The organism is Enorma sp. (assembly GCF_982429025.1).
The window spans coordinates 122802-136605 of the sequence record NZ_CEWCAA010000001.1; the positions used below are offsets into that span (position 1 = coordinate 122802).

The 13804-nt window shown below is 59.4% G+C and carries 12 protein-coding genes and 1 pseudogene; 11 read left to right on the forward strand and 2 right to left on the reverse strand.

Annotated features, from left to right (window positions below; genetic code table 11):
* Window positions 1-92 precede the first annotated feature (92 nt).
* Window positions 93-1379 (forward strand): restriction endonuclease subunit S, encoded by a 1287-nt coding sequence (locus tag AC1VS5_RS00560; protein ID WP_204666462.1) that lies wholly within the window; start codon window positions 93-95, stop codon window positions 1377-1379.
* 84 nt (window positions 1380-1463) lie between these two features.
* On the opposite strand, the gene AC1VS5_RS00565 is transcribed toward AC1VS5_RS00560, so the two are convergent.
* Complete coding sequence (locus AC1VS5_RS00565) at window positions 1464-2711, reverse strand: ATP-binding protein (RefSeq protein WP_204666463.1); 1248 nt, start codon at window positions 2709-2711, stop codon at window positions 1464-1466.
* A 382-nt stretch (window positions 2712-3093) separates the two neighbouring features.
* Between AC1VS5_RS00565 and AC1VS5_RS00570 the strand changes: the two genes are divergently transcribed.
* The 10 genes from AC1VS5_RS00570 (at window position 3094) to AC1VS5_RS00615 (ending at window position 13167) form a co-directional block, all read left to right on the forward strand.
* Window positions 3094-6102, forward strand: a complete 3009-nt coding sequence (locus AC1VS5_RS00570; RefSeq protein ID WP_481217330.1) for a type I restriction endonuclease subunit R — start codon at window positions 3094-3096, stop codon at window positions 6100-6102.
* 112 nt (window positions 6103-6214) lie between these two features.
* On the forward strand, window positions 6215-6646 hold the full coding sequence (locus AC1VS5_RS00575; protein WP_481217331.1) for a cupin domain-containing protein: 432 nt from the start codon (window positions 6215-6217) through the stop codon (window positions 6644-6646).
* Window positions 6647-6728: 82 nt separating this feature from the next.
* On the forward strand, window positions 6729-7010 hold the full coding sequence (locus AC1VS5_RS00580) for a carboxymuconolactone decarboxylase family protein (protein WP_481217332.1): 282 nt from the start codon (window positions 6729-6731) through the stop codon (window positions 7008-7010).
* Between the two features lie 18 nt (window positions 7011-7028).
* Window positions 7029-7496 carry a carboxymuconolactone decarboxylase family protein gene (locus AC1VS5_RS00585; protein ID WP_481217333.1) on the forward strand — a complete coding sequence of 156 codons (468 nt, stop codon included), beginning with the start codon at window positions 7029-7031 and terminating at the stop codon, window positions 7494-7496.
* A 524-nt stretch (window positions 7497-8020) separates the two neighbouring features.
* Window positions 8021-8983 carry a phosphate ABC transporter substrate-binding protein gene (locus tag AC1VS5_RS00590; RefSeq protein ID WP_276767066.1) on the forward strand — a complete coding sequence of 321 codons (963 nt, stop codon included), beginning with the start codon at window positions 8021-8023 and terminating at the stop codon, window positions 8981-8983.
* 100 nt (window positions 8984-9083) lie between these two features.
* Window positions 9084-9983, forward strand: a complete 900-nt coding sequence (pstC, locus tag AC1VS5_RS00595) for a phosphate ABC transporter permease subunit PstC (RefSeq protein WP_019127761.1) — start codon at window positions 9084-9086, stop codon at window positions 9981-9983.
* Window positions 9976-10923: a phosphate ABC transporter permease PstA gene (gene pstA / locus AC1VS5_RS00600; RefSeq protein ID WP_019127762.1), complete on the forward strand. Its 948-nt coding sequence runs from the start codon at window positions 9976-9978 to the stop codon at window positions 10921-10923. Before pstC ends, pstA begins: the two co-directional genes overlap by 8 nt.
* Entirely contained in the window at window positions 10920-11702 is a 783-nt protein-coding gene (locus tag AC1VS5_RS00605) for a phosphate ABC transporter ATP-binding protein (RefSeq protein ID WP_022349989.1), read from the forward strand. Before pstA ends, AC1VS5_RS00605 begins: the two co-directional genes overlap by 4 nt.
* A gap of 11 nt (window positions 11703-11713) precedes the next feature.
* Entirely contained in the window at window positions 11714-12508 is a 795-nt protein-coding gene (gene pstB / locus AC1VS5_RS00610; protein WP_022349988.1) for a phosphate ABC transporter ATP-binding protein PstB, read from the forward strand.
* On the forward strand, window positions 12508-13167 hold the full coding sequence (locus AC1VS5_RS00615) for a phosphate signaling complex PhoU family protein (protein ID WP_276767072.1): 660 nt from the start codon (window positions 12508-12510) through the stop codon (window positions 13165-13167). Before pstB ends, AC1VS5_RS00615 begins: the two co-directional genes overlap by 1 nt.
* A 195-nt stretch (window positions 13168-13362) precedes the next feature.
* Here AC1VS5_RS00615 and AC1VS5_RS00620 read toward each other — a convergent pair.
* Window positions 13363-13804 (reverse strand): annotated as a pseudogene (locus tag AC1VS5_RS00620) (N-acetylglucosamine kinase); the annotation flags it as partial.

Consider the following 13804-nt stretch of genomic DNA (forward strand, 5'->3'; position numbering starts at 1 on the left):
AGTTCAAAACCTGAGATTGTTTACGCACTGCGCAAACAATTCGACTTTCATTTGATCGGGAAATCTATCTACCCAGTTATTGAGGCATAGCCATGGAGCGCTACGACGAATACAAGGAATCCGGCGTCGAGTGGATCGGCGAGATTCCGGCTGGGTGGAGTGTGCGGCGTATCAAGGATGGCTATCGTATCGTCCCCGGGGCGACACCGCGCTCGGGTGTTGAAGCATACTGGGGCGGTGATATTCCTTGGATTACGCCGGCAGATTTTGATGAGATGCAACATTATGTTTCTGGAGGAAGCAGAAATATCACTAAAGAAGGCTTTGATTCATGTGGAACAACGCTGGTTCCAAAAAACAGCATTGTCGTTTCGAATAGAGCCCCTATCGGCTTGGTTGCGCTGGCGTCAAATGAGCTATGCACGAACCAAGGGTGTAAGTCCTTAGTGCCGCTGCATGACGAAACGTGCTCAAACTATCTCTACTGGTATCTATGCGTTCAATCGGAGACGTTGAATAGCTTTGGACGCGGAACAACCTTTTTGGAGCTGTCCTCTACAGCGCTTGGGAACTATTGCGTTCCAGTTCCTCCGATAGGTGAACAGCGAGTAATTGCAGCTTATCTTGATGGAGAGACTGCAAGAGTTGATTCCATAATTGCCGACTGCGAGCGAGAGGTTGAGCTGCTGAAGGAGTGCCGCAAGGCGGTTATCTCCGAAGCCGTCACCAAGGGTCTCGACCCCAACGCCCCCATGAAGGATTCCGGCATCGAGTGGATTGGTGAGATTCCGGAAGGGTGGAAAGTCGTGCCTTTCAAGATAGCCGCTCGGGTTGTCGCAGATTTGCAAGATCCTCAGAACTATCCTGATCTTTTTCAGGTTTCTCCTGAACGGATAGAGAAAGACACGGGAAAGCTTTTGGAATGCAAATCTGTGTCAGAGGCTGGTGTAGAAAGTGACAACCATTTGTTTCACGAGGGGGACATTCTTTACTCGAAAGTTCGTCCCGCTCTTAACAAAGTGACCATTGCCACATTTGATGGCATGTGTAGCGCTGACATGTATCCGATTCAGACTTCATTCAATCATTGCTGGCTTAAGTATTACATGCTCTCAGACACCTTTATGAAACAAGTGATAGTGTCAACCGATCGTGTTAAGATGCCAAAGCTAAACAAAGAAGAACTCGGTAGATTCAAAGTTGTTCTGCCGGGCAACAATGAACAGCGCGCCATCGCCACCTACCTCGACGAAAGGACCGCCGAGATCGACGCGCTTGTCGCCGACTACCAATCCATGGCAAAGAAGCTGCGCGAGTATCGAAAGTCGCTCATATCCGAGGCGGTTACCGGCAAGTTCAAAGTACCGGGCCTGGCGTGACGATTCCCGGCCGTCGAGCTCGATGGCTCCGAACGTTTCCAACTCACAAGGAGCGTTCGGAGCTGTTTGCATTGCCGTCGGCACCTAGGCACGGTATCTCGTGCCCCGGCCATTTCCTACAACTGTTACATAGCCCCTGCTTGCCAGCCCCTTCAAGAGCTTCTGGACCTTCGTCTTGCCAAACCCCGTTTCGGTAACTATGTCGCTTATCGGCATCTCTCTGTTTCGCAACTTGCTAAGGACGAGCGCCTCATCAGCTGTCAGGTTCCCATAGTCGTCAATAAGCGGCAACACGACCGTAACTGAGTTCTCTGCAATGGAAAAATCCGGTTTAGCCATCGATTCCCGATAGGCATCCTTGATTCTGAGCACGCCCGTGCCAAAGCGTTCTATGATACCGAGCCTGAAAAAGACGTTCGAGATGATGGGGCTTCTCTGCACCGAGACCCAACCGCGGAGATATTCCTCCTCAGTTATGCCTTGGGGCAGCCCGCCGGGGGAGCTCACTTCGACGCGATCCGGATGCATGGATACTCTGATATGCGCCGGCACATCCCACTGACGATGAATGAGAGCGTTGGCGACTGCTTCTCGGAAGGCCGCTTCTGGTATGAGTTCTCGAGTGACACGCCACGCGCCCTCAATTTCTTCAACCCGATAGTAGCGATTGAAGAGCTGAACGGCGCTGTTGTACTGTTCAAGAATGGAAATGTGCTCATAGGTCTCTCGGTCGAGAAAGACGTTGATGGAATCGCCGAAGCGGGCGCAGTCAATCCCTGGCAGGGTATTCGTGTCGCTCAGGAGCTCGCCAGCTATAGTGAGCGATCCGTCCTTATTCTTGAGTTCAAGTGTTTTGAGCGTGTCATCTGTAACTTCCGATATCCCCAAGGCGTTTTGCAACTCGCGTTCCAGTACGTGAAACGTAGGGTGCTCAAGGTGAGACGGTGTGCTCTCGAACGACAGATTTTCCCCTTCGAGGATGAGACGCGAGAGCTCAAGCCGATCCGCTTCGATGGTGGCCGTATCGTTGCGCTTGTAGGCTTTTGCATGATAGAGATACGGTTTATGGATGCCGGGTGATACCGCAAGTGAGATGACGCCCGTTTTCTTATCGACCCTTAGTGAGTAGTCAGGGTTGGGCGAGATGCTGTCGTTAATACGGTTTTCGATGTCGAGGCGCGCCTGATCCGGGTCCGGTACACCGACGCTGTGTCCGGAATCATCCACGCCAAAGAGGATGGTTCCTCCACCGTAATTGGCAAAGGCGCTTACAGTTTTGAGGAAGGTGTTCGAGACTGACTCCTTGAATTCGAGCTGGCTAGATTCTTTCATGTGCCGCCCTCCTCAATACGGTCGTTCTTTTTCGAAATACTATTGAATAACGGTCGTAAAAGCAACTGTAAAATTTTACGGACGCATTTGCGGACACAATAGGGGTCTTTGTGTTACCGCTCTACGCCTCGTCGGTAGGTGTTTCTCGCTGCTTGGCGAATGCCGATTTCGGTTTCCGCCAAAAAATGGTTGATACCGTCATCGGTATCCGCCAGATTATGGCTGGAACCGATATCGGTTTCCGCCAAACCCATACATCTCTCGGTAGGTTACGGACGAGACATGTTCTGTGCTCGACGCCGCGAACAGCTTTGCGACGCATTCCCGTTCGTAGCCTGCGCTACCATAAGAAACATAAACATGCGCGCAAAGGAAGGTGCCCATGAACGCTTCGACTACCGAGAAGGACTTCGAAAACGACGTCGAGATGCTCATGGATCGGGTTGGCTGGCGCACCATCTACAACGAGACCGAGGGACTCCCGCACGCAGATAACAACGCATGCGCGCAGGTCGACTACGATTGCAAGTTGGCGCTCAAGGTAGACTCGCTCATCGGCTTTGTGCAGGAGACGCAGCCCGAGGAGTGGGCCAAGATTGAGGGACTGTATGGTGCCCATACGCGCGAACGCTTCCTCAAGCGGCTCACCGACGAGCTCGAGCCCCATGGTGAGCGCGGCGGCGTGCTCAACGTGCTGCGTCACGGTATTCGCATGGCGCCAGGTGCGCAGTTCAAGCTCTGCTTCTTCAAGCCGGCAACCTCTAAGAACCCGGATGCGGTGGCGCGTTACCATGCCAACCGCTTCGAAATGGTGAGGCAGCTGCGATACGGCACACTGCCGGACGACCTCAATGACTCCGTGGACGTGGCGCTCTTTCTCAACGGCATCCCCGTGGTCACGATGGAGCTCAAGAACAATCTTACCGGCCAGCGTACCGAGCATGCCGTGAAGCAGTACAAGCGTGATCGCAGCCCCAAGGAGCTGTTGTTCAAGCCCAGCCGCCGCGCGCTCGTGCATTTTGCCTTGGACTCCGAGACGGTCCAGATGTGCACGTGGCTCGCCAACAGCAACTCCGTGTTCCTGCCGTTCAACCGGGGTAACGGCAACAATGGCGGCGGCAACCCGGCAAACCCCCATGGGTACCGGACCGAGTATCTGTACCACGATATTCTCGCCCCAGACAGTCTGCTTGACATCATCCAGCGCTTCATCCGCGTGGAGTACGACAAGGAAACGCACGCGATGAAGAAGATTATCTTCCCGCGCTTTCATCAGCTCGACGCGGTGCGCAAACTGGTGGAGGACGCGCAAGAGCGCGGTGCAGGCCATAACTACCTTATTCAGCACTCAGCGGGAAGCGGTAAGTCCAATACCATTGCGTGGCTGGCACACCACCTGCAGTCGCTGCACGATACCGGTGGCAACCCGGTGTTCGACACGGTCGTGATCCTTACCGACCGGAGAAATCTGGACGCCCAACTCTCGGAGACCATTGATACCGTGGAGCACAAGCGCGGCGTTGTGGTGCGTGTGCGCGAGGAGGATGGCAGCGCGGGCCTGCGCGAGGCGCTCAACGCGGGCGCGCAGATCATCACCTCGACCATTCAGAAGTTCCCTTACATCTGCTCGGAGACCAAGGTCTCGGGCCGGCGTTTTGCCGTCATTATCGATGAGGCTCATAGTTCGCAGAGTGGCAAGGCCAACGCCAAGATGAAGATGGCGCTCATGGACCGCGACCTGGACCCAGGCGAGCCCTGGGATGACGAGGACGAGATGGCGCGCGAGATGAAGGCGCAGGGACACATCGACAACCTGAGCTTCTTTGCCTTTACGGCTACGCCCAAGCCCGCCACGCTTGAGGTCTTTGGTACGCGTGACGAGCAATGCAAGCGCGATAAGGACGGCATGCTTATTCCGCGGCCGTTCCACCTCTACAGCATGAAGCAGGCCATTGATGAGGGCTTCATCCTCGACGTGCTGGAGAACTACACCTGCTTTGAAACGTATTTCAAGCTGGCCAAGACTATCCAAGATGACCCCAAGTACAAGGAGGCTAAGGCCAACCGCGCGCTCATGGGTATCGTGGACTGGAATCCGGCTATGGTTAATCGCAAGGCGCAGATCATCGTCGAGCATTTCATAAACGACGTGGAGGGCGTGATTGGCCATAAAGCCAAAGCCATGGTGGTCACGTGGAGTCGCCCGATGGCGTACCGCCTCTACACCGCCATGACCGACTACATCAAGCAGCAGCGGTATGCTTGCCAGGTCATGATCGCCTTCAGTGGTACGCTCGACGTGGATGGCGAGGAGATTACCGAGGCCAAGGTGAACGGCGTGCCCGAGACGCGCACGGCCGAGCTCTTCGACACCGATGAGAAGCGTATCATCGTGTGCGCCAACAAGTTCCAGACGGGCTTTGATCAGCCGAAGCTCTGTGCCATGTACGTGGACAAGCAGCTCACAGGAGTGGCCGCCGTGCAGACGCTCAGCCGCCTCAATCGCACCTACCCGGGCAAGCGCACCTTTGTGCTGGACTTTGCCAACACGTGGGATACCATTCGGGCGAGCTTTGCCAACTACTACGAGGCCACCGAGCTTGATGCCGCGACCGACCCTGATGTGATTTACAACCTGGTGGAGCGCCTGGACGGCTATCACGTATACGATCGCACTGAGGTGGAGGCCGTGGCCGACGTGTATTACCACGAGCCCGACCAGGACGCGGTGCTACGTAGGATTGAGCCTCTGCTGCAGCCAGCGGTAGACCGCTGGGGTGCTCTCGACGATACGCCCAAGCGCGAGTTCAAGGCGCTGCTGCGCAAGTTCCTCCGCTCATATTCGTTTATCACGCAGATGATCAGCCTCGGCGATGAGGAACTGCATAGGCTCTTTGTGTACGCTGGCTTTCTTGTCAAAAAGCTCTTCTTAGAGACGGGTTCTACGCCGGACCTGCGCGATAAGGTTGAGCTCGAATATCTGCGCATCGAGGACAAAGGCACCCAGGTTATCAAGCTCGAAAGCGAGCAGCTGCATAACGGTGGCGCCAATGCGGGCGTGGCTAAAGAGGAGGAAGAGGAACGTCTGAGTGTGCTTATCGAGCACCTTAACGATGCCTTTGGCGCGGAATGGACGGATGCAGACAAGATTATCAAGGCCTGTGCCGACAAGATTTGCGAGGACGACGACTTTGTTGCCAATGCGCGCGCCAACAGCATGGGTGACCTACGTGCGATTTTTGGCGATGTGATGATGAGCGCTCTCGCCGCCATCCTGAGCGACAGCCAGGATATGTATGAGAAATTCAACGAGAATCCCGATGCATACTTGCGGATTATGAATAGCGACCTGCTGCCTATCGTATATCGGCGTTGCCGTACAGGGGAGTAGCATTTTGCCGTCAGGAACCCGCGTCCCGCAATCGTGAACTTTTCTTGACCTGGAGCGTACTCCAAGGGCTACGATGCCCTCGGCAACTAACAGTTGAGTGAAAGGAGCTCCTATGGATCTTGATCTTGAGCAGCTGGCACGTGAGAGTCTCGGGGCGTCGAGCGCATTCCCGCTGGGCGAGCCCAATACCGCCTTTGCGCAGTACTTCATCGGCAACAGCTACCTTGCGCCGCTCGCCGGCGGTGTGGCCAACGTGACCTTCGAGCCCAGTTGCCGCAACAACTGGCACGTGCATCATGGCGAGCGCCAGGTGCTCGTCTGCACCGGCGGGCGCGGTTGGTACCAGGAATGGGGCCAGCCCGCGCAGGAGCTCCATGCGGGCGACGTGGTCGACATCCAGCCCGAGGTCAAGCATTGGCACGGTGCCGCCAAGGATTCTTGGTTCACGCACATCGCCGTTGCCATGCCGGTCAAGGGGTGCGACGAGCAGTCTAATGAATGGCTCGAGCCCGTTGATGACGAGCAGTACGGCAAGCTCGCCTAGTGCAAAGCGTATGTACCGAACGGTCAGATGAGAGAGTGCATCCCGTCTGGCCGTTCGTTGAAGCAGGGAATAGGAGACATATATGGCACAGTCAGATGCTGCCGCGGCCTACCATGAGCGCATGAATCCCGGCGCCACGGGCTCGCTCGCGACCACCGATCCGGAGTTTGCCGAGCGATTCAACACGTTCGCTTTCGACGAGGTGGTCAACGAGGAGGCGGCTAAGCTGCCCGATCGCGAGCGCTTCCTCGCCATTCTCGCCGTGCTCATGGGTTGCCAGGGCATCGATGAGTTCCGCATCATGGTGGCGGGCGCCCTCAACTTCGGCGTGACACCCGTCGAGATCAAAGAGGTTGCCTACTAGGGCACCGCGTACCTTGGCATGGGGCGCACTCTGCCGTTTATCAGCGCGGTGAACGAGGTCTTTGCCGAGCGCGGCATCGAGCTGCCCCTCGAGGGCCAGGCGACCACCACGCCCGAGACGCGCCTCACCGCGGGAAACCAGGTGCAGATTGATTACTTCGGCGAGGGCATGCGCGAGACCTGGCTGCATGGTCCTGCTGAGCGCGCGCATATCAACAAGTGGCTCGCCGACAACTGCTTCGGTGACTACTATACGCGCAACGGCCTTTCCGATCGCGACCGCGAGATGATCACCTTCTGCTTCATCGCGGCGCAGGGCGGTTGCGAGCCTCAGCTCACGAGCCATGCCATGGGTAATATGAACCTCGGCAACGACAAGGATTTCCTCTACCGCGTGGTCTCGCAATGCGTTCCCTATATCGGCTATCCGCGCAGCCTGAACGCACTTGCTTGCGTGGACAAGGCAGCCGAGCAGCTCAGCGCATAGCGATGAATCGTAGACACCGGGTGTCTACGATTCATGACGCGTGAATACCGGGTGTCTACGATTCACGGGCATTCTGGACGCGCCGCTCGTTTCTGGGCGAGATTCGGACACTGAAGGCGTTGCCGGGCGACTTTCGTACGCTCGGAGCGTTCTGAGCGTCCAGATCTTGCCCGAGAACGAGCGGCGCGTCCGTTTTTCGCCCGAAAACCCCGGCGCGCCGGGGCGGTCGCGCACTGGGAGCCGCCGTATGCGAACGCCGTCGTGCCTCGCAAGCCGCCGCACGCCGGGGTCCGCCGCGGCCAAATGCCCCCGCTGCGGATGCTTAACATACCGCCGCCATTTGTTAGCAATTTGTAAACTCGTCGTTTACGCTGGGTAATGCTTCATAAGACTCATGTAATAACTGGCCGACGAGCACTTCTGCCAAGAATCGAACGCGTATGGTGCATTGCAGACGAGCGCAGGCGTCTGTCGATTTTGCCTGCGACCATCGTGCGTATTAGATTCTGGAAGGAGAATCGTTCATGTTCGATTATTCGTGCTCTCGTCGTCAGTTCCTCGGTTTCGCCGGTGGCATCGCCGCCGTCGCGGGCCTCGGCCTTGCCGGCTGCAGCGGCCAGACCACTACTGCCGGTTCCACCGGTAGCGCTGCCGCGGGCGCCAGCCTCTCCGGCACCATCAACTGCGGGGGCGCCACGTCGTTCCAGCCGCTCGTTGAGGCTGTGGCGAACGACTTCATGGATGCCAACCCCGATGTGGTCATCGCCATCTCCGGCGGCGGCTCGGGCGACGGCATCTCCGGCATCGTGGACGGCTCCCTCCAGATTGGCCGCTCCGACGTGTTCGCTGAGGAGAAGGTCGATGACGAGTCCCAGCTCGAGGGCCTCGTTGACAACCAGGTGTGCATCGTGGGCATGGGCCCGATCGTGAACGCCAACGTCGACATCGACGACATCACCACCGAGCAGCTCGCCGGCATCTTCACCGGCCAGATCACCGACTGGTCCGAGGTGGGCGGCACTGCCGGCACCATCAACGTCATCAACCGCGAGGCCGGCTCCGGCACCCGTGCCACCTTCGAGGCTGCCGTGCTCCAGGGTGCCGAGGTCCCCGCGGACTTCACCCCGGTTGCCGAGGTTGACTCTTCGGGTACCGTCGTTGAGCAGGTTGCTGCCACCGAGGGCTCCATCTCCTACGTTGCCTTCAACTACTACGAGACCAACGAGGGCATCAAGGCGCTCAGCGTCGACGGCGTGGAGCCCACGCAGGAGAACGTCGAGAGCGGTGACTTCAACATCTGGGCCTACGAGCACATGTACACCCGTTCCGACGAGGACGAGGCCACGGCTGCCGTCACCCAGGCGTTCATCGACTACATCATGTCCGAGGACGTCCAGAGCACGACCGTCATCGAGCAGGGCTTCATCCCGGTGAGCAACATGAAGGTCAAGAAGGACGTCGACGGCAACGTCACTCCTGTCGAGTAGCGCGCCCGCAAAAGCGGTGCAGTGGTAGTACGACGGGGTACCTCTCGTTCGCGCGGGGTGCCCCGTTTTCTTTGGATTAGTCTGTGGAGAAAGGCGTCACATGGCTAAGGTTATGCCAAAACGCCGTCTGGAGAACATCGGGCTCACCATCACGGGCGCGTGCGTGGCCCTCGTGGCCCTCGTGGTGATCACCTTGATCTTCATGGTCGCCCAGCAGGGTCTGACCACGTTTTTCGTAGACGGCTTCGATCCCATCGCGTTCCTCACGGGAACGCACTGGATTCCCGAGCAGGACATGTACGGAGCGCTCCCCATGATCGTGGGTTCGTTCTCGGTCACCCTGCTCTCTACGATCATCGCTCTGCCCATCGCGCTTGGCTCGGCCATGTTCGTGGTGGAGATTGCTCCCGGTTTCGGCCGGCGCGTGTTCCAGCCGCTCGTCGAGCTGCTCGTGGGCATTCCTTCGGTCGTCTACGGCGTGCTCGGCCTTTATGTGGTGAACAGCGCCATGCGCATGATCTTCGGTGCTTCCGCGGGCACCGGCGCGGGCATCCTTTCCGGTGCCATCGTGCTGGCGGTCATGATCTTGCCCACGGTGACGACGCTCTCCATCGACGCGCTCGCTGCCGTGCCCAACGAGTACCGTGAGGGTTCCTACGCGCTTGGTTGCACCCGCTGGCAGACCATCTGGCACGTGGTGCTCAAGAGCGCTATGCCCTCGCTCATGACGGCGGTCATCTTGGGCATGACCCGCGCGTTCGGCGAGACCCTCGCCGTTCAGATGGTCATCGGCGGCGTTGAGCGCAACATGCCCACGGGGCTCCTCTCGCCGGCCTCGACCCTCACGGCCACCCTCACCTCCGGTCTTAACAACGCGGTGAGCGGCACCGAGTTCTACCATGCGCTGTGGTCGCTCGGCCTGATCCTGCTCGCCATGTCGCTCGTGTTCATCCTCATCATTCACCTCATCGGTCATAAGGGGGCGAAGCAGAATGGCTAACCAGGCAAACGCTCCGGCTGCAACTCCCGCGCAGCAGCGCGACCTTTCTGCCCATGTGGCTCGCATCGGCAAGCAGGACAAGATTGCAACCGGCATCCTGACGGCGATCGTTGGATTCGTCCTACTGCTCCTTGCCGCCATCATCGTCTACATCCTCGCGCGCGGCGGTGGCATCGCGCTCACGCCCGGGTTCCTCACCAACCCCTCCACCGACGAGGCGGTGTCGGGCATTCTGTACCAGCTGTTCGATTCGTTCTACATGCTGCTCATCACCCTGCTCATCTCGGTGCCCATCTCGCTTGGCGGCGCTATCTTCCTGGTGGAGTATGCGCCCGATAACTGGATCACCTCCGCGGCATCCACGGCCATCGAGACGCTTTCCAGCCTGCCCTCCATCGTCGTGGGCATGTTCGGTTCGCTTTTCTTCGTTGTGGTGATGGGCTGGGGCATCTCGATCATCTCGGGTGCTGTGGCTCTCACGATGTTCAACATCCCCATCCTGGTTCGCACCATCCAGCAGGCGCTCGAAGACGTGCCGCGCAGCCAGCGCGACGCCGCGCTCGCCATGGGGCTCACCCGCTGGGAGACCACCGTGAACGTGCTGCTCCCCGCTGCCATGCCCGCTATCGTGACCGGCATCGTCATCTCTGCGGGCCGCGTGTTCGGCGAAGCCGCCGCGCTCATCTTCACCTCTGGCTCCGCGCCCTCGCGTCTCAACTTCGCGAGCACGAACTTCATGAGCCCGACCAACCCGTTCAACATTTTCCGTCCCGCCTGCACGCTCGCCGTCTACATCTGGCGCCTCACCTCCGAGCCCACGCCGGGTTCGACCGAGATCGTGTGGGGCACGGCCACCGTGCTGCTCGTGTGCGTGCTGCTCTTCAATGTGCTCGCGCGCGTGCTGGGCAAGTTCCTCGCGAGGAGGCTGACCGCCGAATGAGTGACACCAACGCGCAGGCCGCGCTTCTCTCTACCAAGGACGTGACCGTTACCTACGACCTCACGCACGAGGCGCTCCACAAGACGAGCCTCGAGTTCCGCGCGGGCGAGGTCACGGCCCTCATCGGCCCCTCCGGCTGCGGCAAGTCCACCTTCCTGCGCTGCCTGAACCTCATGAACCGTGAGATTCCGCGCTGCAAGGTTGGCGGAGAGATCTTCTACCACGACCACAACATCAACACCAAGACCGAGAACCTCTTTGAGCTGCGCAAGTCCATCGGCATGGTGTTCCAGCAGCCCACGCCGTTCCGCAAGTCCATTCGCGAGAACATCCTGTTCGCTCCCAAGAAGCATGGCCGCTTGCACGGCAAGGACGAGGAGGACGAGCTCGTTGAGACGTCGCTTCGCCAGGCGGCGCTCTGGGACGAGGTCAAGGACAAGCTGAAGCAGTCTGCCCACGCCCTTTCCGGTGGCCAGCAGCAGCGCCTGTGCATCGCCCGCACGCTTGCCATGAAGCCGGACGTGGTGCTCTATGACGAGCCGTGCTCGGCTCTCGACCCCATCTCGACCTACACGATCGAGGAGACCATCCGCTCGCTCTGCGACACGGGGCTCTGCCAGATCATCGTGACCCACAACATGGAGCAGGCGGGCCGCGTGAGCGACCGCACCGCCTTCTTCTACGTGGGCGATATGGTGGAAACGGGCACCACCCAGCAGATTTTCTCGGCACCCAAAGACCAGCGTCTTGCCGATTACCTGACGGGTAGGTTCGGCTGATGGAGAAGACTATGGATAGAGAGTTCAACGAGGATATCCACCGCAGCGTGGAGGGCGTGGAGAGCACGCTCTCCATCCGCGACTTCAATCTGTGGTACGGCGATTTCCAGGCGTTGAAGAGCATCACGCTCGAGATTCCCAAGAACCGCGCGACCGCCTTCATCGGACCTTCGGGATGCGGAAAGTCCACGCTGCTGCGCACGTTCAATCGCATGTGCGACTTCGTGGAGACGGTCAAGACCGAGGGAACGATCGAGTTCGACGGGCAGGACATCTTCAAGATGGACGCCAACGCGCTCCGCGTGTACGTGGGCATGGTGTTCCAGCACCCCAACCCGTTCCCCATGAGCATTCGCGAAAACGTGCTCTACGGTGTGAAGCGCATGGGCCGCATGAGCCGTTCGGAGGAGGACGAGATCTTGGAGCGCTGCCTCACGCGCGCGGCGCTCTGGGACGAGGTCAAGGACAAGCTTGGCCAGAGCGGCCTTGGGCTTTCCGGCGGCCAGCAGCAGCGCCTGTGCATCGCCCGCGCGCTTGCCACCGACCCTTCGGTGCTCCTCATGGACGAGCCCACATCGGCGCTCGACCCCATCTCGACCTCGATGGTCGAGGAGCTCATGATGCAGCTCTCCGAGGACCATACCGTCGTGGTCGTGACGCACAACATGCAGCAGGCGGCGCGCGTTGCCGATAAAACCTGCTTCTTCTACCTGGGAGAGCTCGTTGAGGCGGCGCCCACCAAGGAGCTCTTCTCCAACCCCAAGGAGAAGCTCACCAACGACTATCTGACGGGAAGGTTCAGCTAATGATTACTCGTTCCGAATTTCGTCATCAGCTTGAAGAGATCGACGAGACGCTCGGTCGCTTCAGTGAGAAGACGGCAAAGGATATTCGCGCGCTCGCCTTGGCGCTTGCCGGTGACGCCGACACGATTGACGAGGTGCTTGGCGGTGCCAAGTCCGAGCGTCGTCTGCGCACCGCCATCGAGGATGGCTGCCTGGACATCATGCTGCTCCAGCAGCCGATCGCCGGAGACCTGCGTTTCGTGAGCGGCTCGTTCCGCCTGGTCTCGGATCTCACTCACATTGACGAGATGAGCCGCGACGTGGCGTATCTGGCCAAGAGCCTGCCTGCCGAGGTTTCCGCCAAGCTCAAGGAGCACCTCGACTTCGCCGCCGACCGCGTGGCGACGATGGTCGAGGAGGCCGTTGAGGCGTTCCGTACCACCGACGTGGACAAGGCTCGCGGCGTCTTCGCCATGGACGACGACATCGACGACATTTACTTGGCCGCTGAGGGCGTGGTCATCGACCTCATCAAGGCGAGCGAGACCCGCGCCAAGTACCTGCCCGAGCTGCTCATGGTGGCTAAGTACTTCGAGCGCATGGGCGACGACGCCGTGCGCATCGCCGACTGGGCCGTCTTCCGTGCCACGGGTGCCCGTGAGATGACCAAGGGCGAATAGCTGCGGAGTGGTTCACAGACACCGGGTGTCTACGAACCAAGCGGGTTACAGAAAGCGGGTTTCTACGAGCCACGCATTTGCCTCCCCTTCGCGGGCCGGTAGCCGTTTGCGGTTGCCGGCCCGTTTGCTTTTTCGAAATGGGCTCGGCGCGCTGGCGGGAGTTGCTTCAGCCGGCTTCTGCTATGCCGGGGGTGTCTACAGGCTCAGGCCAAGGCGCTTCTGGAGGATGAGACACGCGCCGAGCTCTGGTTCGTGGAGCGGAGCGATGAGGCGGCAGCAGCGGGGGAGGGCTGCGCCCAGCGGCCCGAGGATGGCCTCGCCCGCCTTGAACGTGCCGCCGACATAAGTGACGGGGATGCTGCCCACCGCCTGATTGTCCGGCTCATCGAAGATGCCACGCACAATGGCCACGACCATCTCGGCTTCTTCCGCCGCTGCGCGCTCAAGGATGCGCTGGGCGCTTGCGTCGCCCGCCGCTGCGGCTTTGCTCACCAGGGGCGAAAGGGCCGAGATGCGCGAGCGGTTCGCCATGTGCTCCTGCGCGAAGGCGATGATATCGAAATCGTCGGCAAGCTCGAGCTCCTGTCGCACGAGGTTGCGCAGAGGCCCCGCCGGGTCGCGTCCGTCGCACTGGCGG

Bases quoted from the DNA above. Each gene is read 5' to 3' on its own strand.
- AC1VS5_RS00590 (WP_276767066.1), top strand. From the start codon at position 8,021: ATGTTCGATTATTCGTGCTCTCGTCGTCAGTTCCTCGGTTTCGCCGGT.
- pstC (WP_019127761.1), top strand. From the start codon at position 9,084: ATGGCTAAGGTTATGCCAAAACGCCGTCTGGAGAACATCGGGCTCACC.
- AC1VS5_RS00580 (WP_481217332.1), top strand. From the start codon at position 6,729: ATGGCACAGTCAGATGCTGCCGCGGCCTACCATGAGCGCATGAATCCC.
- AC1VS5_RS00560 (WP_204666462.1), top strand. From the start codon at position 93: ATGGAGCGCTACGACGAATACAAGGAATCCGGCGTCGAGTGGATCGGC.
- AC1VS5_RS00615 (WP_276767072.1), top strand. From the start codon at position 12,508: ATGATTACTCGTTCCGAATTTCGTCATCAGCTTGAAGAGATCGACGAG.
- AC1VS5_RS00565 (WP_204666463.1), bottom strand. From the start codon at position 2,711: ATGAAAGAATCTAGCCAGCTCGAATTCAAGGAGTCAGTCTCGAACACC.
- pstA (WP_019127762.1), top strand. From the start codon at position 9,976: ATGGCTAACCAGGCAAACGCTCCGGCTGCAACTCCCGCGCAGCAGCGC.
- pstB (WP_022349988.1), top strand. From the start codon at position 11,714: ATGGATAGAGAGTTCAACGAGGATATCCACCGCAGCGTGGAGGGCGTG.
- AC1VS5_RS00585 (WP_481217333.1), top strand. From the start codon at position 7,029: ATGGGGCGCACTCTGCCGTTTATCAGCGCGGTGAACGAGGTCTTTGCC.
- AC1VS5_RS00570 (WP_481217330.1), top strand. From the start codon at position 3,094: ATGAACGCTTCGACTACCGAGAAGGACTTCGAAAACGACGTCGAGATG.
- AC1VS5_RS00605 (WP_022349989.1), top strand. From the start codon at position 10,920: ATGAGTGACACCAACGCGCAGGCCGCGCTTCTCTCTACCAAGGACGTG.
- AC1VS5_RS00575 (WP_481217331.1), top strand. From the start codon at position 6,215: ATGGATCTTGATCTTGAGCAGCTGGCACGTGAGAGTCTCGGGGCGTCG.